The following is a 19,412-nucleotide window of genomic DNA, read 5'->3' as shown; positions in this document are numbered from 1 at the left end:
TCTAGAAATACTGAATAGCAGATCCACTGCATCTAGGGTTGTCATTAAATTCCTTGTAACTTCTTTCTTCACATTATTATCATCTGAAAATTTCTTGTTTGGCTGAATTGAAATGATCCGTGATGTATTGGTCTTTTAGTAATTTAGGAGATGCGCGAGCCTTACGGGAACCCGTAGTATTTATTGGATTCTTAACATTAGTTTTACAAAATTTCCGCTCGATCTTAAAGCAAGATGCCTACCGGAAAGGATAGACAGTTGCAAATGAAAATTTAACAGATACTCAAAATTGAGTATTTATTGAATATAAATAGACGGTCAGATTTTAAAAACTATATTGGCCTGTAATTATTCGCTCGAAATGAATGTAAGAAGGATTATAATACATGAACTTGTCAAGGAGGCAGGCTCAAACCAGGTGAGTTACAATTCCTCGCAGGAATTGCTGCTGGTAAATGATGGGATCAACAAACTCATTGAGCAGGTACACAATGCCTTTGACCAGTCGATTACCAAATACTCCAAGTTCGATCTATCCAAGCCCACGAATTCGGTTTATCTCAATGTTGATCGGTATCTCAGGGAGCAGGACAATGACGGGCAGTTTTTTGCCTTCAGTACCATTACTCTGGGTGACCTTGCACAACTGATCGAACGGGAGCCCTTTGCAACAGGGGGTTATTATCTCTATGTAGACTATGAGGTGAACGGATACCGTTACATTTCGATCATCATCGTCAGGAATAAAGAAGCATTCAATATCCAGTGGCGGGATGGGAACTTTTCGATCGATGAGACGCAGAATGTAAACATCGATAAGCTTGCGATGGGCTTTAGGCTGAACTGCACGCTTTATCTCGATGGGGACAATACAAGGAACTATCTGGGGCTGTTGAGCCATCAGGGGGACAACCTTTCCAAATATTTTCTCCGCTGGGTGAACGTAGGTACTTTTATCGACAATAAGACCAATACCAGACAGTTTATCGATGTACTGAAGGATATAGGGGCACCGCAGGATTACCCGAGGCCGGATGATTTTGAACGTGACATTTTTGAATGGATCAGTTCCTATAAAAAAGCAAACAAGAACGTACTGAATGTCGATCTGTTGAGTGATGCCTTTTACGGGGACAAACTCTATATCCGTAATTATGCACAGGAACGCTTCAGGCTGGAGATCGATCCGCTGTTCCATCTGGACGGTACAGAGCTCCGCCGGCTGATCACCTATAAGGCAAAGGCCAAGGGGATTTCGGTTACCATCGATATTGAGCGGTTTATTTCCAATGACGTGGTCTTAAGGGATGGGCTGCTCATTATCAAGGACGAGAAAATATACAGTACCCTGACCGCTCAGAGGGAGGAAGAGTAATGGCTATTGGGAAGGACAAATGGATAGCTTGGAGGGAGGCCGTCAGATCGCACTCACCATCGGTTGCCGTTACAAAGGAGAACATTACTTTCAGTTTTGCCAGTGATGCCGATGCGGCAGCTGTTACCGGGCTCATGGATAGCTTAGGCATTGCCTACAGTAAGCCAAAGGACGGTTCCATTCAGATCAAAAGGCAGTGGGAAGATGTTTTGCTGTTTTCAGATCTCGACGGTGCGCTGGACAGGCTTTCCAATAAGATCAGCCTCCTGGATTCGCAGGATATATTTATTTTGGAGCTATCGGCAGATTACATCTGGTATTCCCATGACCAGAGGCTTTCTGAATCCGGTAATATTCGATCGAAAGATATCCTGGGCCATTTTAAGCAGTATACTAAACTGCTGCAGTTATATGATAGTAGTGAGTCTGCGCTTTTTGAGGCCAAGAAATCAACTGCAAATGCCGAACTGTTTGTTGTGGTGTCCAAGGGCGAGGAAAAGCACTTTACGCTGATTTCCTATAAACCGGTCGACCATCGCGTTTTCTCCTTCGATTTCGAGGTGCTGCAGCTTGATGATTTTACGCAGAAACTGTCCAATCCCGAATGGCTGGCCTGTTTCAACAACAATATATGCCGTTTTATGGAGCTGCAGAGTGAACCCAACAGGTCCTTCGCAAATCTTTACGGAAATTTCAACTACCTCATCGAACAGGCCGACCTGAATTACCGGCTTTTTGTCGATAAGTTCAGCTTCAACAATATCAGGCAGCAGTACCGCACTGAAAAGGAAGGTTATTTTGTTTCCCTGGATGCTGCGCAGGAAAAAATATCCGGGCAGATCATCTCTGTCCCGCTTTCGCTTGGTGCCTCGATATTCGGCTTTTACAGCTTTGAAGGCAGTAAAACCCTGCTTTGGGTCATCTATGCTTCCATAGTAGTTTATTGCTTGTTTATTGCAGCTGCCGTGTGGATGAGCATCCTGGACATTGACAGGCTGGCCAAAGATGTCAACCTGGAGGAGGCGAACTTTAAACGGCATTACCTGGATGTTTATGAGAGGCTTAAGGATGATTTCCTGCAGATGCTTTCCAAGCGCAGGCGGATCAGGTTCCTGGGCTACGCTATGCTGGCCGCACTGCTACTGACGGTCATCCTGTCCGCTGTTTTCCTAATCTTCCAGCATGATGGTGATAGCAGGGACAATATCTTCAGGTTCGCTTCCGATAGAGCTGTGGCCTTTGTCTTTTAGCTGGAGAACACAGTATTGCCCCGATGATCTCCGCAGTGAACACACAGGAATGAAAGAATAATTTTACATAAATAAACCGCAAATATGAGCGTATTTATAAGTTACTCATCAAAAGACCGAGAGTTTGTCGATAAACTGGCATTTTCCCTGGTCGCAAAAAGAATCAAAATCTGGCTGGATAAATGGGAAATGCATCCAGGCGATTCCCTGATCGATAAGATACAGGAGGGGCTGACCGAATCTGGCTACCTACTCGTTGTGCTTTCCAAACATTCTGTAGAGAGCGAGTGGTGCAGGAAAGAATTAAATTCCGGGCTGATGCGCGAGATCGAGGAAAAAAAGGCGCATGTAATCCCCGTTGTGATCGATGACTGTAAAGTCCCGCTTTTTCTAAGGGAAAAACTATATGCAGATTTCAGGACTGATTTCGATGCCGGCTTGGCCGAACTGATGCGCCCATTGTCGGCATTGTTCTCCGAGCACATGGGACGCAATGTGGGCAAGGATACCATAACCGATTATGCCATCAATTGGGGGACAAAGAACAACCATTACCATCTTGCGGTAGACCTGATCACCTGGTATATCAAGGAGCAAAAATCCATACTTGTCCAGCTTACTTTGGATGGAAATGCTGCCGCTACCGAGCGGTATAACCAGCAGGTGGCAAGTGGGCTGCCTTTTGTGATGAAAGAGATCAATATCGGGATGATGAAGGAGTCGGAGATCTATGGGCTTAGGATGTTATTGGAAACCGACAAGACCTATTTTAACCAGATTGAAATGGGGGATTCAGCGAGTGGTATCTCCTTTATGGTCGGTATAAGGGCTTTGCAGATGGGGGTAGACAATGACAAAAATTTGTTGCTTGACCTATCGGATTATCTGGATATGCTCTATGACGGTTCACGGCAGCGCGTAAAGGAAGATCAACTCAAATATAGGCCCTGAAGCAATTAACCCGAAAGGTTGTTGCTGCCTGGCAGGCCCAGATCATGCCTTTCAAATTTGCCTGCAGTAAACCATCCGGTCAACAAATTAACATTTACCTATGTCAGAAATAAACGAAACCGCGATAGTCGCGGACAGCCTGGAATCCACAAAGGAGCGGGTGATGAGTGCCAATAATGCCAACGAGATATACGAGCACATCAAACAGCTCGGAAATGAGCCCAAGCACCGGCACCGCTGGATATGGGAGCTGATGCAGAATGCCCAGGATGTGGCGATAGGAGGAAAAGTAGCCGTCGAGATCGCTTTCGATGGCCGTGAGGTTACCTTCACCCACGACGGACATTCCTTTACCGAGGAAGACATTACCCACCTGATCTACCACGGCTCATCCAAGCCTGGAATGGCAGGGAAGACCGGTAAGTTTGGTACCGGTTTTATGACCACGCACTTATTGTCCAGGCAGGTGCGGGTTAAAGGATGCCTGACCAATGGGCGCTTCTTTGATTTTGTGCTTAACCGCGAGGCAACAGATGGGGCAGACATGTTAACGGTGCTCGATGCCTCCTGGAAGGATTTCAAAAGCAGCCTGACAGATACAGGCATACCAGGACTGACCAGCTATTCCTATCTGGAGCTAAGCCCAACGGATATCCTGGCAACCGTAGATCCTGTAATGGCTTCACTGGAAAATCTGGTGCCACCGGTAATGGCTTTTTCGGGGATCATCAGCAAGGTAAGCGTGAACAACAAGGGGATCGTGAAAACTTTTGTCGTTGCTGATTCCCCCCGTGAGGATGAGGTGGCCATAGCATTTTCCCCGGGCGACAACCAGTCGGTATTTCTGATCAGTGATATACCCGGGCACCGGGCCAAAATTGCCGTTCCAATGGATAGCAGTGGCCGCATCAGGCCGATTGCGGCAGGAATGGCGAGGCTTTTTATCACCTTTCCCTTAGTGGGTACCGATCAGGCCTTTCCCTTGCCCTTTCTCATTCACAGCCAGGATTTCGAGCCCAATAAGGAGCGTGAGAAGATCTGGCTGCAGACCGGAACCGCGCAGGTGGCGGTCAATAAAGCCATCCTGGAAGCGGCCTGGGCTGCATACGGCGAAATGTGTGTCCGGATCTGTGCAGACACACATTATGCGGACATCCATCTACTTGCCGACACGGGCGGGCTTCCGCTCACCGAATGGATGGATCGGGATTGGTACCGGCAACAGTTGAACCTGGTATTCGAAAAACTCGATGGCCTTGATCTGGTGACCAATAATTCCGACGGGACAAAGATCCCGCTCTCCGGGGCTATCATCCCTTACGGTGATGAGCAGACTTCCGAAGCGTTATGGACGGCCTGGAATCACCTGGCACCGGCACAGGTGCCGCAAAAAGAAATGGTAGGGTACTGGAAGCAGGTAATTGATGACCGTCTGGGGTTTTCCAATCAGGCCAAACACCCTGCTGCCTTTGAACTGTCCGATCTCTGCAGCAGGATTGATGGGGTAGAGGACAACAAACTGGATGCACTGGTGCTCACGGGAATCGAAGCCCTTGATTTTCTGATCCAGGTAGTTGCGCTTATCGAACAATCGCAGAAGCAGGTACTTTGGAGTGAATATGCCGTACTTGCCGATCAGAACCGGGTGCTGAGGAAATTCGGTGCACTGCGTGCCGAGGAAAAGGGGGATGATAGCATCAGCGAGGCGCTGAAGGATATTGCAGAGGGGCTTCAGTTTGATATCCGAAAAGAACTGATCCATCCCAGCATAACCATTGCTTCTGCCGACCATCAGCTTCAGCCCTATAAGAAATCTACCCTGGTAAACGCGCTTCTGGAAAAAGTAAAGGGTGCAAAGCTGGAGAGCTGCAGTGATGCTTTTCAGCAGAACAGCCGCCTGCTTTTAGAGTGGCTTTTGACCAATGACCGGGCGGATTCGATCCCGGGGTTCCCGGTCCTGCTCAAAAGCGGGGAGTGGGAAAAGATATCCATTGGTTCAGATGCCCTTCTGTCTCCGCAGGGCATCTGGCCGGAACCCTTTCAGCGTTTTGCCGAGCTATTTCCTGATGATTTTGTGCTGGACAGTTCCTATGGTTTTATTTTCAGCCAGCCGGAGCTTGTCACAAAGGCCAAGGGTTGGTTACTGAAGGAACCTTTATATTATAGCCAGGAGACGATCCGTCCGGACAATATCCGGCATCTGGTCAACAGGCGCGAAGACCGGGATAAACTTGCTACGGCCAAGGGTGAGGAGTGGAAGATGTCGGGCACTGTGCAGGTAAGCCAGTTGGCCTACTTTTCCCGGCCGCAGGACAAAAGCATCATAGACCGGGCCAGGGGTTCACTAAAACGGACCAGAATGCTGCTTGAATTTATCACGGAGGTTTTGCTGTCGGTGGATAGCAAAGGGCAGATGAGAACTGAAATACAGGTGAGATCTGACGATCAGGAAATATCGGTCGGCATTGTGCCGAGCCTGTGGATGAGGGATATCAAAGTGAGGGAGTGGGTGAAGAGCAAAGTATCGGTCAATTCGGCCGACCGGCCCTCGGTGGAATCATTTTTGCCCTATTTTGACAATAAGGAAGAAAATGCGGTGCTCTACCAATCCTTGCAGCGTCAGGAGGTTGCGCGCTGGCTGCATTTCCTGGACATCGGTGTGGGTGATCTATTAAGGAATATCCGCTCAGGGGACAACGAGGAGGAGAAAATGGACTGGGACCAGTCCTACGTCTCCATCTTGATGAACAATAGATTGACCCCTGCATCGGTTACCGCGATGCTGGGTGACCATGAATTTATCGAGCTTTATGAGATCAAGAAGCGCAATGATAAACTTCGGGAGGAGAATAAAAAGATCGGTACACTGGTTGAAGAGGCATTCCGGCAGGCTTTTGAGCAGCTACCGGGCTATAGCATCAAACCGGAGCCTATCGGAAGTGATTTTATCGTGGAATCCGACTATGACCATTACCTGCTGCTCGAGCGTCCGGATAAAAGGGCATTTACCGTCGAGATCAAATCCTCAAGGTCAAGCGATGTGAAGATGAGCAAAAAACAGGGCGAAACGGCCAGGATTACCAAAGAAAACTATATACTCTGCGTAGTACCCCTGGACGGCAGTCAGGTGGATGCAGCTTATGTCATGAGGTCTGCACGCTTTGTCACCGACATTGCCTGCCTATTGGAATCCAGGGTGATCAAGGTACAGGAACTGGACAGAATGAAAGATGAGGCAGCAGATACCCTTCATGCCGGACAGATCTGGACAGCAATAGAGGGTATGGAAGTCCGCTACTGTATCAGTCAGGGGATCTGGTCATTAGATAGGGAGAATGTGACTGATTTTAAAGGTTTTGTTTCCGGTAGTATCGTGGATACCCAATAGAAAATGCCACTTTTTTTTAACAAATCCTGGCTTTGTTCAGATCCGCTACTGTAACATCCAGGCATGTGACTGGGATGGGTACGGTAAAGGACACCTTTTAGATGGACGGGCGGATCGGGTGCTTCAAGTATCCGGTCCGCCTCTCCTGTAATCTGGTGGGATGTGCCTGTGGGATCAGGTTATTGTTATCGAAAACCGGTTCTGAAGGAACGCTCCGATTACCTGCCTGGCCATGCCCAGAAAGGGTTTGCTGGGATCCATAAACAGTTTAAGCCGCGCCAGTTCGCGTTTAAGGATCTTTTCAAAGTAGAACCTTTTTGCAGGATCGCTGTCATTAATGTGGGTATTGAGATTATCGACCGCTTCATTGACGCGCTGCATCTGTGCCTGGATATCTATCAACACCTTTTCACGCTCCTGGACGAGTGGCACCCTCTGGAGCACATAAACCTCGATTGATTTTCTCCCCATTTCGCTGACGGCATTGTGCTGATCTTTTTTCGGCCTGATAATCCCCTGTGCACCGTATTCCAGATGTAGTTCCGGATCGTCAACGCACGGATTAAGCAGGAGCCTGTATGGTTCCTCATCTTTTATGCCATTTGCGTGGTCGTGTTTGCGGACATAACGGGCAGGATCAGATAGCGGAAACTGATTCATTTTGCCCATCGTTATTTTGGAGGCGTGGCCGTGGATGAGGTGTTTTAGCTTTTGGTTGCAGTTCCTGCAGGACAGCAGCAGGTTGTCCCAATCTGCTGCTAGCCAGTAATATCCCGGTTTAGGATTGTTCGGGATGCCTTCTATTTCACCTTTGGGGCGGAAATGTTCAACATCGCCCGGGTATACGTGCAGAAACGTACTTTCGCAGTAAGCACATTTTCCATTGAACAGGTCATGGAGTGCGTCTTTGACATCGGGATGTGAATATACCGAAAAGTCAAAAGCCTTTTTTTGGGGATCATAAGGATCGTAATGGGCAATCGCTGCTGCTGTTTCTGTGCCGCCCCTTTTATGCTGTTCGAGAATATCCGGTTTTGGGACCGAGGCCCTGTCTACGTGGATCATCTGATATTATTTTTATCGTCAATCGATTTCCATAGTGAATCGACCCGCTTCAGTACGCGTTCCTTCAATGGCTCACTATCAGCTGCATCTTTGTTCCTGGCCTTTTTGGCCAGCAGTTCATCGATGGCAAAATAGGCAAGTTCTTCCCTTAGGTCGTCCCCCAGGTGTTTTTTCATTGGGATGCGGCCGCTCAGCTCAAAAATCCTGTCATTTTGCGCTTCGGTGCGGTCTGCCTGATCCAGGGCAAGCAGGGCATAATATTCATCAAAATCCCTTTCCGTCTGCGGATCCATCGTACTCCTTAATCCAAAGAAATCAGATGTGAGGATCTGGTCGATGCGCAATTCACTGGGATCCGGAAGATCCCTGTAGGCTTCGACATCTCCTTCCTCGTTCCTGGAAAGAACGATGGTTTCCCCTGCGCCAAGCCCCCTCAGGCACAACGGTTCATGGGTGGATACGACAAACCGGATTTTTGGAAAGGTACGCCGGAGTTTGGAAACAACCTCCATGCGCCAACGGGGGTGCAGATGGGTTCCGATCTCATCGATGAGCACGATGCCCTCAGCAAGGTCAAAGGTCACCTTTTCCCCCGCGAGTGTAGCCATGATGTCAACGGCCAGGTAAAATACGGACTGGTAACCATCGCTGAGTTCACTGATTTTCAATGTGCTGTTCCCTCTTTTCAGGACGGCCTTCCCGTCTTCTATTGCCAGTATATCCTCATCCTGGAGGAGCATCAGATCTTTAAGGGCAATGGCTACTCGGTCAAATACTTCGCTTTCCAGCTCTGATAACCATTTGTCCGAATCAATTAGGGAAAAGGTATAGTCAAAGAGGTTTCGCACCTTGGCACCGGTAAAAAAGATTTCCTCGGGATAAATTTTTCCAGGTGTCGGATTCAGCCGGATGGAGTTGTAAGCCAGCATATTGACAATCGGCCGGGGGAGATCAGATGATATTGTTTCTGCGTCAAACTTTACCGTTATCGGTAGGTTTTCCCCCACCAGGTGGATTTTTATGTGGCCTTCCTCTTCCTTTTTTTTAATGAATTCGCCACCCGAGAGTCCCATGGCTGTGATGTATTCCTGGCCCGCCAGGCCAAGTGTTATGGCCTTTAGTACCGAGCTTTTCCCCACGCCGTTCTCTCCAAGGAACAGCCGCCAGGGTTCGCCTGGAACACCATCAGCCAAAATATTGACCGGCAGACGGTCAGCATCATTGCTGAAGTTGATTTCCAGTTCCGAGAAACACTTAAAGTTTTTGATCTCAATGCGCTCCAAATAGACGTGCTTTAAGTCACGGCTGATACTGGGGGTTTCCTGGATTTCCCGGTTAAGGTTTTTCGAGGCTGTCAGGACATTGACCTGATCGATCATATCGGGTTTCAATGAGGGCAAAAGCTGCCTGTTGTAATCTTCGTCCTGGAAGGGACGAAATCCACGCGCTGTGAGGAAAGTGAAAAGATCAGCCTCATTCAGCCATTCTTCCAGTGCCTGTCTCAGCATGCCTAGGTATGGGCGCGTTGACTGGTAATTGGAAAAGATGTCCGCCCAATCTTCCAGGATCGAATTCAGGGGATTGGTGTTATTTTGGGGTCGGATAAAAAGTGTCAAAAATGTTTTCCACTGCTCTCTTAAGGCGGTCAAGGCTTGCCTACGTTCGTAAACAAGCTCAGACCGGTTGAGCTTGATGATTTCTATCGTTACCGATCCGCGATCGGTCAGGCCTTCCAGTTCACCATCTGGCGAGTACCTAAAATGTATTTCCGGCCGGTCATTACAGGGGTCGATGAGCAGTGGCGTTTCCTGCGCCAGCACAAGTTCATAGAGCATTTTTATCTGGCACCTTGGCCCGTTCACTGGAAACCAGGTTGATTTGTACATATTGCACTTCGGGCAGCAATAATAGAGGTTCTGCCACTCATAGGTAAGCCACCAGTAATGATCCGTCGAGAACTCCTTATCCAATCCCCTAGCACCGTGCTTTGGCCTGAAATGGTCATATTCCGAGGTAATGCTGGCAGCGGACATCGAAGATTCACAGTAAGCGCATTTGTTATTGAAGAGCCTGCGGAGATGGGCTACGAAAATTTCCCTCAGTTCGGGGTCAAAAGGTTTGGAATATTTTTCCTGCGAACGCGAATCCTTGGGCCTGGAATAAAATTCCTCGAGCCTTTTTAAGGAAATATTGATACGCGGATCCCAGAAAATAGTAGGGTATGGGATCGAGTCCCGGTCAACATATATCATTTGGTATGTTTTTTTGCGAATTTTTCCAGTATAATGGAAGTCGGGTGATTGGATAGGGAAATGAGCTTGTTGGCCAATGCAATGGGAACAATGGAATTGTCGTACATGTCGCATCTCATTTTTTCGATGTTGAACAGGATTGCCCCAATGTTGCGAAAGTCTGAAAGCTGTGGGTTGAGCACAATGTTCTCATCATCCACCGGCAGGGTGATCACATACATCCGCTCATCCCTGGATTTGAAGATCAGCTTTGCACTATAGTAGGAGGTATGTGCGTATGGTTCAGGGTTATCTGCGGGACCGGGGAGTATATAGGTATAAATGTGCCTGTTGTCCAGCAGAAAGACCTCTCCGGGTTTCAAAAGGTGTTTGATCTCATCCGCATGTTCAACAAATGCGCCGGATTTTTCAAGCCCTGCTAAAAACAGGTTATGTTTTTTGAAAAGAAAGCTGCAAAGCCTGCGCACCGGTTCATGCATGTTGGCCGTCTGTCCGAAAAAAGCCAGTGGGCCGTCCTTGATAAACAGGAATTTTTCCAGCAGTTCGGACTTGTTTTCTGTGATGAACCTGATGGTATGGATAATGTTCATCTGTTCGATCAGGTTGGTCAGATACCCCAGGATGCCACCTGCGCCGAGTTCATTGTCGACCGCTTCATGGAGGCGGAAGATGTCGATCAGGTAAATCTCCTTGTTGCAGACCGTGCAGGAGCGGGAAATGTAGTCCTGATTGAAGCTGTTCCTCATTAGCCTGACGCGTGGTTCTGTACAATGGGGGCAACGGGAAAGTACATAGGATTCCAGGGGGCGGTCGTAGCCTTCATAGATCAGCCACTGCAATGTTGCCGCCAGGCTGTTGCCTTCCTTATCTCTGTGATTGAAGAAATCATGGATTGTCCTCCTTACCGCGTGGACAAGGGTGAGATTGTTGTTATAGCTCACGTTTTTGGTCGGCAGGACAAGTTTTCTGCGTTCGAGCTCCTTGATCCTGGACATGGCCTCGCGAGAGATAAAGGGCATCAGTGATATTTCGTCCAGATCCCTGGTATTGAGCAACAGTTCGCCGAACTGGAAAAAGGTGATCAGTGAGGAAGGGAAGGTCTTTTTGACAGGGATGCTCGTGTAACCCCCGTCGACGGCAATAATGTGCTCAATCGGGTTTTGGTCCGGATAGCTGATGGTATGAACCAGGTTTTCCGCCAATGCAACCTGGTCGGCCGATTTGGGGTAGGCACACTGCTGCAGGAATGACTTGACCTCCTCGTCATTGATGATGTGGGAGTGGGAGGACTTGCTTGCCAGCTCGTCGGGACGTTTTCCATTTCTGCTGCTATATGACATGGTACTAGGGTTTAGTGGTCTCTACGGAAAATTTATCGATCTGTACCGGTACGATGAACGGATTGGAATAGGTCTTCATCCGCACAAATCCCTTATCGTTTTTGGCACTAAAACGGATCAGCGAATCTGCAAAGTCGTTGAAGTCGTAGTATTTTCTAAGTTCCTTGATCTCGTCCTCGTTGTTGAGGTGGGCGATAAACCAGTTCTGGGTGTTCTTGAGGATATTGGAGCTGATCGAACTGACTTCCTGGGTTGCGTAGATCATGCCCAGGTTCAGTTTTGCGCCTTCCTTTGCAATCCGGTTGTATATCTGGCTGAGGTCCCGGTCATCTTTTTTTGGGAAAAGATTATGGGCCTCCTCAAAATAAAACTGGATGAAGTTGTTGGGTCTGTTGGAAATAAAGTTGTTCATCGAATCATTGAATATTTCCCTGCAGAGGATTTCCGAGTACAGGCCCTGAATGATGGGATTGCCCTGGGAGAGATCGATGATCACGATTTTGCCCTCGCGGAGGCTTTCGATTATCTCTATTTCGAATGCCTTTACGGCCGTGTTGGTATGCTGCTCGATGATACCGCGCAGTTTAAGATAGCCGCTGACGGTTGCCGCTCCCCGGGGAGACCTTTTCCTGGTCAGGAAGACCAGCAGTGATTTTAGGTCTTCATCGGCCCATTCATGTGATTTTTCAGCTTTGTAGGCTGCGAAAAAGGGGTTGGTATCATAGTTTTCCCATATGATGGTAAACCAGTTCACTGCCTCCTCGAGACTAATTCCTTTAGCGGGATCGATCGAACCACCTTCCTTGACAAGTGCATTCAGGTCCTTATTGCCCGAAAAGGTAACGGTTTTAAGGTTTGCCGGTGGTGGAAAACCTGCACGGTAAAGACAGCACTGATAGGCAGCGACTTTTCTCTGCCAACGCGTGTAGGCCGACCGTTCTGTTGTGGGAGGTTCGGTAAGGTCCAAAGCCAAAAGGCTTTTAAGGTAATCTCCACCATCCTCGCTCAGAAAGTTGCGCACCAGGTCAAATCCAGACGCCAGTTGGGTATAGAAATTAACTTTCATCACCTTGAAGCCGTCTTTTTTCAGTACACTGTATCTGCTTACCTCATCATGGTAGCGGTCGGATATCGCATCGCCGTCCTGCAGATTTGAATTAGCATATTCACCGTTCACATCAAAGATTATCTGGCCCACTGGAAATTTGGGGCTTCCCTTTATATCAAAGTTTCTGAGGTTGTCCTGGACATTACCAGGATCAACCTGATCGAGCAGGCTTGAGGATTTCGAGGATATCTGGACAGTTGCCTCGATAATTTTTTTGACCGTGTTGGATTTTCCGGTACGGGTCATTCCAAAAAGTGCAGTCCTTTTACCCAAAAGATCAGCTGGATGGATGTAAACGTTTGCCTGGTCTTTTTCTATGCCCTGATAGCGCAGGCTGGAACTATAGCGTACATGGCCGATCGAAAACTCATTGTCGTTCCCGGGGATGATCTCCGGGGAGTCTCGCTGGTTGACGATGAAACCGAGTACATCTTTGTCAATCTTATACACACTGTAATGATGGGCAGAATAAAAATTTTCAAGGTCGGCACCGAACTCTACCTGTTTTTCATCGAGCTTGTAAAAGGTACCCAGCACCCGGCATTCAAGGCCCGAAAAACTGAATTCATATCTGGTGAAGTCATCGAGTTTGGATGCTTTGCCCGAAGTGGGCAGATTGTCCTTATAATATTCGATCATTGAGCTGATCATCGCACTGTCTGTCGGTAATTTGGCCGGTGCCAGTGCCCGCAGGAGTATTGCCTCTCTGACGTTTTCTTCATTATCGTAAAAGGCAAGCATAAAAGTACCCTGTGATATTCCCCTGACCCGTTCCTTATCCTCATCGCATATCAGTATGCTCGCCCGGTTGTAGTCAAGCGAAAACGGTCGGCCCACGAAAAGTTCATCCCTTTTGCCCTGAACCAGGGGGTCGGCGCTCATAATCTCCTTAATCCTGTCTATGGTGCTCATGCTTTTAACTTGGTTAATGGTGAATTTAAATCCGGTTCACTGAATCTGATAATGGCCTGTTTAACATAATCATGTTTGACTTCGAAAGACACCCACTTTCTTTTCAGTTTTTCCGCACAGTATCCCGTTGTGTTGCTTCCCGAAAAGGGATCCATGACCAGATCGCCCTCGTCGGTAAGGAAATTGGTGAAGAAATTGACCAGTCCGCCCGACATCCTGGCGGGATGGGGTACAACCTTCTTCTTTCGGCAGGTGGTAAGAAAATAATCATTTGATGCGGTATTTGAAAAACTCAGCACACTGTGCGGGAGCCTTACCTCACGGTTGCCGTCTATCTGCTCCATTTCGAAAAAATTGTGCGAAATACTCCCCCCATGATCGGTCAGGAAGCCCTTTTCACTGATGTGATGTTCAGACGGGCGTTTACCGGCATTATATTTCTGTTTTTTCAATAGCTGCTGCATGCTTTTACTGTATGGCCGGAGTACCTTACCGTTATCGGCCTTGGGGAAATCATTTTTGGCCAGCCACCAGACATGGGTGTAGCTGTCGACGGTGCGTAACCTGTTCACCGTCACCCACTGCGCGGGTGAGGGAAGTTTTGAAGGATTGTAACAGATAAACTCCTGGATGAGCCGCAGATCCGATTTTGGGTTCTTGACCAGGCCGAAAAGGCACTCCAGGTGCAGCAGGGACTGGACAGGCCGTTCGGGCTCCCATGCATTGCCTATTTCTATCACCAGCGAACCGTCTTCGGTAAGCAGGTCGGAGAAGATCGGCGCAAGTTTAATGAACCAGTTCAGATATTCCTCTCCTTTTTCATTACCGTACTGTTTTTTGTTGTTGAGGGGAAAGGGGGGCGAGGTAATGATCAGGTTCACCTTGCCCTTGAGCTCGGCCACTTCCTTATCAAGTTCAAGGAGTTCAATGGAGTTGCCCTCAATAAGCATTCCTAGTTTTGATTTATATATTTTGGGTTTTGCCATTTAATGTCAATCCGTGTAATGTTGTTTTTAAATATTGTGATCTAAAAGCCGCACGTAAAGCACCCTTAGAGATGATTATTTATCCTTAATAGAAGCCCGGCCATGTTAACAGCTGTGTATACGGCCTGTGTTACCTAAATCCCGGCGTAGCGCTAAGGGTAGTTGTCCCTTTCCGGAAACAAAGCAGGTTAAAGCTAACCCCAGTGGATAGATGGACGTTGAGCCGGTCAGGGCTAGGTTGAAACCAATAATTATGATGGATCATATCAGGAAGTCAGAGAGTTAAAAGATAGCAATTAGTTGTAAAGTAAATGTAAGTAAAATTAAAGTAAAAAAAAGCTGGGCTTTGATCTACTGATCCCTGGCATTTTTTTTAAAAGAGCGCGCCTAATTAACAGGCCTGGATTCCCAGTCTGTCGATCAGGTAATACCAGTGCTTCAAGCGGCCAGCAGTCGTTTAGTGGTTATTGTCCAGTTTTCCCTCAACCTGCCTTTCATACAGTTCCTTCAGTTCCCTGCCGATCCCGCCGGGTTTGCCTGGATCCAGATCCTTTTCGATCATGAGCTTGATGCAGCTTGCCGCGATATGCCAGCCAATGTTTTCATCTTTGTAGTCGCTGATCGGCTTAGCCTGATAGGGAAGGGCTGAGAAGCGCTGCAGATTGTAGGGCTCATTTCTTGCCCAATCATAATGCACCAGAATAATGGGTACAATCTTTATCGACCTGTCACGATCATATCGGTCGATAGCCCGTTCGATTTCATGCCGTTTGATGTAGTCGGTGCTGTAAAAATGGTCACTGACCATAAAAAAGACAATGTCTGCCTGGTCAAAATTGGATTGGATTTCCTCGTCCCATTCTGAGCCGGCATACAGGTCTGAACAGTACCAGGGCTTTTCGATCATTTCGGTATCGATCATCGGCTGCAGGTAGCGGATGAAGGTATCCACTCGTTTGACATCCTTTTTTGAATAGGATATTACTACTTTTTTCTTTTTTATCCTGGCTGGTAGGTACATCTGGTAATCCTTAAGTTTAAATGTTTTGGTGTTTTTCTGGAGTGCGGGCTGGTCAGCCAGTTTCTTTTCCGTAAACTCCAATCTTCCCAATCCGGCCAGTTTTTCCAGCAGCTTTAGGCTTAAGAAGTCATTCCCGTCGAGCGTGACCATTTCATCGATTTCATAATCCACGTTGATTTCACGGATATATGCCGCCACCCCGTCGATGAGTCTTTTGCTGTCTTTGCCAATATTGAAAATGTCGATATGTGCGCAGCCATGGTTGTTGCCCATAAAGAATTTGATCATCACAATTTCCTCGGTCTGGACATCTTTGATGATTAGTCCGTTTTTCCAGTAGTAATAAGCACCGGTATCGCTTTCCCCGCTTTTTTCGCTAAGCAACAGGCTGCCATAACGCTGGAAGATATCCAGGACAACATGTTTGTGTATGAAACCTTCGTACTCAAAACGGCGGTAAGGCTTCAGATCTTTTTTGAGAAAGAGTTTTACGGCATTGCCGGGCTCATTTGGGAGATAGAGCGGCGCAATATATCGCTCTGTTCCTGCCTGCGGGTGACGGAATATGATCCTGAATTCGATCATAATTTCCAGAAGGGATTCCGCCCCCGTATCATCTGTTTTACCCATCCTAGCAATCAGATCAGAACGGTTGAACTCCCCCTTATTATCCTTAAGGCCTTTAAGTGCACGGTAGATATTGTCGATTACCCATTTTTTATGCACATATATCCGGTCACCAGTAGCGCCATTTGGAAACCATAGGACAACGCCGATCTGTTTAAGGTAACTGACCAGGTATCTGGTTTGGTCGATATCGATATCCACCCCGGGCAGGTTATTGCAGTAGCGGTGGAACGCTGCCATCTGCAGCACCGGTGTACCCGAGTAATCCTGAAGGCTTTCCTTTACCCGCCTGTAAAAGTCCGGGAGTTCTGCGCCGATGATACGGCTTCCATTGAGCATTTCGGTGATAACAGCATCAAAGTGAGCCATGTTGCGTTCAATTGGATAGATCGATATATTGAGGAAATCGTAGACAAAAGGGTATTTGGCCTTCATTGCCCGGTTATCAAGATGGTCTATCTGATCGGCAAGATCTACTTTGTTCTGTGCGATGAGCATTCTGCTGTTATAGGCTTCGGTTTTTTCGATCTCAAAACCGAAATTGTCCGATTCCCGTTCCCGCGTAAAGTACCTTACCGAGTCTAGCCAGTAGCGGATGGGATAATCCTGTGTAGATACCGGAACGTCCCTGCCATTTTCGTTTTGTACCGTGGAACGGAAAAAGAGATGGTTTGTGGCTGTTTCCCACAGCAGGATGTAGATCGTATTTACCCCGAAGAAAAGATGGTGGGTATCGTGGAAATAATCGTGTCCACCGAAATCAAAGAGCCGGATGGTACAGTTGGCACCAATTGAATCGATAAAATAATTGCTCTCGATCACTTTCTCCTCCATCCAGTGGGTAGGTGAATGTGGCTTGTCCAGATCCGTCCTGTGGTTGATGTATTTGGCCAGGGTAGATTTACCAGCTTCACTGTTACCCATGAGGATGAATTTGACATCTTTGTTGATATAAGTATTTCCCGACCTGATGTCTATAAAGTATCGGAGTACCGCATCCTTACCGGTAACCACTGTTTCCATAGGTGGCAGTTCAAGTGGATTCTTGGCAATGTTGATCGTGCCAGGGTACCATTTCGAGTTGACCACACCCATTGTAGCGATCAGGTCTTCCAATGGACGCAGGTCCCGGATCCTGTTGGCGTGCAGGTCTAAGGTATGCAGGTTTGGAATCGCACCGATAAACCCGACATCTTCCAGCTCATTGTTGCTCAGGTAAAGTTCTTCGAGATTTTCCATGCCCTCCAGAGCTGATATAAAGTGGATGCGGTTGTTGTTCAGGTGTAGCACCCTGAGTTGGGTCAAGTCGGAAAGATCGGGAATATAGCTGATCTCGTTATTGCTCAGGTTAAGGAAAATAAGTGACCTCAGGCTGAGGACAGGGCTCATGTCCTCAATCTTCCAGCGGTTCCAGCTTCGTTTCTCTGAATTCCAATCCCCGCCGCAGATCAAAACCTTTAGCCGTTTGAGCCTTTTCAGTTCAGCGGGCAGATGGGTAATTCTGTTTTTTGCCCCACTGTTGTCACTGCTATACTGTCGCCATCGGCCTCCCTCGAACAGGGCCCACTGATTACTCAAAATAAGTTCTTCAAGGTGCGTGCAGCGGAAAAGATCGGGTAGGTCTTCCAGACTGGTAATGCCACAGTTTCCCAGATCGAGGACTTTTGCCCCATCATACAGGCATTCCATGATCAACTGATAGGCAATTTCACTGTCATGGCTATAGCTCCCCTGGCGCTTGTCTGCTGACCACATTGCCCGGATATCAGGGTGATAAAATATCCTGGTATAAAGTGCGCCGTTGTTCACCGGGTTTTCTGCCCGGATCCCTGCAGTGTTGAAATACTCAAAAATCAATGAGGTCAGCGATCGTTGTGTGGAACCAGCAAAAAATACATCGTTGATCGACGCCCGGTGCCTTTCGGATAAGATATTCAGGTTTTGGTAGGGGTCATCCAAATAGATCAGTGCATTGAGCACATTGCTGGAAGTGACCTGATCAAAAGTCCCATCCTTGAACCGAAGGAGGTTGGTCAGCCAGATATTTTGGCGGACAGATGCGTTGGCCAGCACCCTGTGATCGGCATATTCGTTCCATACCCTTTTATTATAGGCGTGGTAATCCATATAAGAAATGAGCTCGCCGCAGAGTTTGAGAAACCTATAAGCTTCACCCCCTGAGCCCTCCACCGACTTAATGTAATTGCTAAAGGTTGTCCTGCTGTTCCTGAAATCAACTTCAAGCTGATTATAAAATGAAGGACTGGGAGGTTCAAATGAAATGAATTCGCGATATTTGTTCTTGGCCAATTGAAAATAGAAATTGTTTTCCGTTGTGATCCTGCGGGTCGTATCGTCTTCCATAATCTGCCCCAAGGTGGCATCCAGTACCAGGTTTGCGCTGGACTTGTCCAGATTAAGCCTATTGCCTTCGAAGGAATCGTAAACAGCTTTGTCAAGTGTGTAAATGTCCAGGGAAGTGGTGGATTCCGGATTTCTTTCGTAGAAAGCGTTCACCAGGATGTTATGGCTTTCAAATGGCCTAAGGTTACCCGCACCGCTGCCGAGTATCGGGCTTGCAATCAACTTTATATTCCGGACTTCCTTTGTCCAATCGGCCAGGTTGTAGGCAATTTGCCGGATCGCGGCATAGCTGCTACCGGGACGCCCGTCAACCGAGCATGCCAATATGATATATCTGGTCGTCGACATTCCCTTTGTCTGGCGCACCAGGATGTCTCCCAACCGGTAACGGACAGTTTTATGAGGAAGCGTTACATCATGGAAATCAAGGCCTCTCTGGAAACTAGCAGAGCAGGTGCCGTTTGTGGATATGGGCACGACAATGACGTCGGCATTTGAGGCAAATACGTCCTCGAATATAAAATCGCGCATGAATGGCTTTAATGCAGTTTAACAATCTGTTTACTATAGAAATCCCCATTTGGATGGGCACAACAAACTGTACGGAGAGGCGTTAATTCGTTGGATGATTTCAGCTGCAATCTGAGGTATTTTATTTTACAATCAAAATTTTTATAATCATGACGTAATTCTTAGCACCTATCCTTAAAACTTTTCGCAAACTATTGTCGATTTTTTGTCTCGTGGACTCGTTTAAGAAAACAATGGATAAG

10 protein-coding genes are annotated in these 19,412 nt (G+C 47.6%); 4 read left to right on the top strand and 6 right to left on the bottom strand.

From position 1 onward, the window contains the following. Positions 1-361: 361 nt before the first annotated feature. From BCL90_RS18255 to BCL90_RS18240, 4 genes are all read left to right on the top strand, one after another. Positions 362-1,375, top strand: coding sequence for a nucleoid-associated protein (locus tag BCL90_RS18255; protein ID WP_121285569.1), 1,014 nt, complete (start codon positions 362-364; stop codon positions 1,373-1,375). After that, positions 1,375-2,625, top strand: a complete 1,251-nt coding sequence (locus BCL90_RS18250) for a hypothetical protein (RefSeq protein ID WP_121285567.1) — start codon at positions 1,375-1,377, stop codon at positions 2,623-2,625. The genes BCL90_RS18255 and BCL90_RS18250 overlap by 1 nt, the downstream gene beginning before the upstream one ends. A gap of 84 nt (positions 2,626-2,709) precedes the next feature. Next, entirely contained in the window at positions 2,710-3,576 is an 867-nt protein-coding gene (locus tag BCL90_RS18245) for a toll/interleukin-1 receptor domain-containing protein (protein ID WP_121285565.1), read from the top strand. Positions 3,577-3,676: 100 nt separating this feature from the next. Further along, positions 3,677-6,964, top strand: coding sequence for a sacsin N-terminal ATP-binding-like domain-containing protein (locus BCL90_RS18240; RefSeq protein WP_121285563.1), 3,288 nt, complete (start codon positions 3,677-3,679; stop codon positions 6,962-6,964). Between the two features lie 174 nt (positions 6,965-7,138). Here the strand turns inward: BCL90_RS18240 and BCL90_RS18235 are convergent, their stop codons facing one another. From BCL90_RS18235 to BCL90_RS18210, 6 genes are all read right to left on the bottom strand, one after another. Continuing rightward, positions 7,139-8,029 (bottom strand): HNH endonuclease family protein, encoded by an 891-nt coding sequence (locus BCL90_RS18235; RefSeq protein ID WP_121285561.1) that lies wholly within the window; start codon positions 8,027-8,029, stop codon positions 7,139-7,141. Further along, on the bottom strand, positions 8,026-10,281 hold the full coding sequence (locus BCL90_RS18230; RefSeq protein ID WP_166792087.1) for an AAA family ATPase: 2,256 nt from the start codon (positions 10,279-10,281) through the stop codon (positions 8,026-8,028). The genes BCL90_RS18235 and BCL90_RS18230 overlap by 4 nt, the downstream gene beginning before the upstream one ends. Next, a complete protein-coding gene (locus BCL90_RS18225; protein ID WP_121285557.1) occupies positions 10,278-11,621 on the bottom strand; it encodes a DNA double-strand break repair nuclease NurA in 1,344 nt (447 codons plus the stop codon). Before BCL90_RS18225 ends, BCL90_RS18230 begins: the two co-directional genes overlap by 4 nt. Positions 11,622-11,625: 4 nt before the next feature. Then, on the bottom strand, positions 11,626-13,641 hold the full coding sequence (locus BCL90_RS18220) for an ATP-binding protein (RefSeq protein ID WP_121285555.1): 2,016 nt from the start codon (positions 13,639-13,641) through the stop codon (positions 11,626-11,628). Beyond that, the gene (locus BCL90_RS18215) at positions 13,638-14,627 is read right to left on the bottom strand and encodes a DNA-methyltransferase (protein ID WP_121285553.1); all 990 of its coding nucleotides are present in this window, start codon (positions 14,625-14,627) and stop codon (positions 13,638-13,640) included. The genes BCL90_RS18220 and BCL90_RS18215 overlap by 4 nt, the downstream gene beginning before the upstream one ends. Positions 14,628-15,084: 457 nt before the next feature. Beyond that, positions 15,085-19,170 (bottom strand): leucine-rich repeat domain-containing protein, encoded by a 4,086-nt coding sequence (locus BCL90_RS18210; RefSeq protein WP_121285551.1) that lies wholly within the window; start codon positions 19,168-19,170, stop codon positions 15,085-15,087. Positions 19,171-19,412: the final 242 nt, after the last annotated feature.

Source organism: Pedobacter alluvionis, from assembly GCF_003664035.1.
Lineage (GTDB): Bacteria > Bacteroidota > Bacteroidia > Sphingobacteriales > Sphingobacteriaceae > Pedobacter > Pedobacter alluvionis.
The sequence above is the reverse complement of the archived record's forward strand: the minus strand, read 5'-3'. Positions and strand labels throughout refer to the sequence as shown.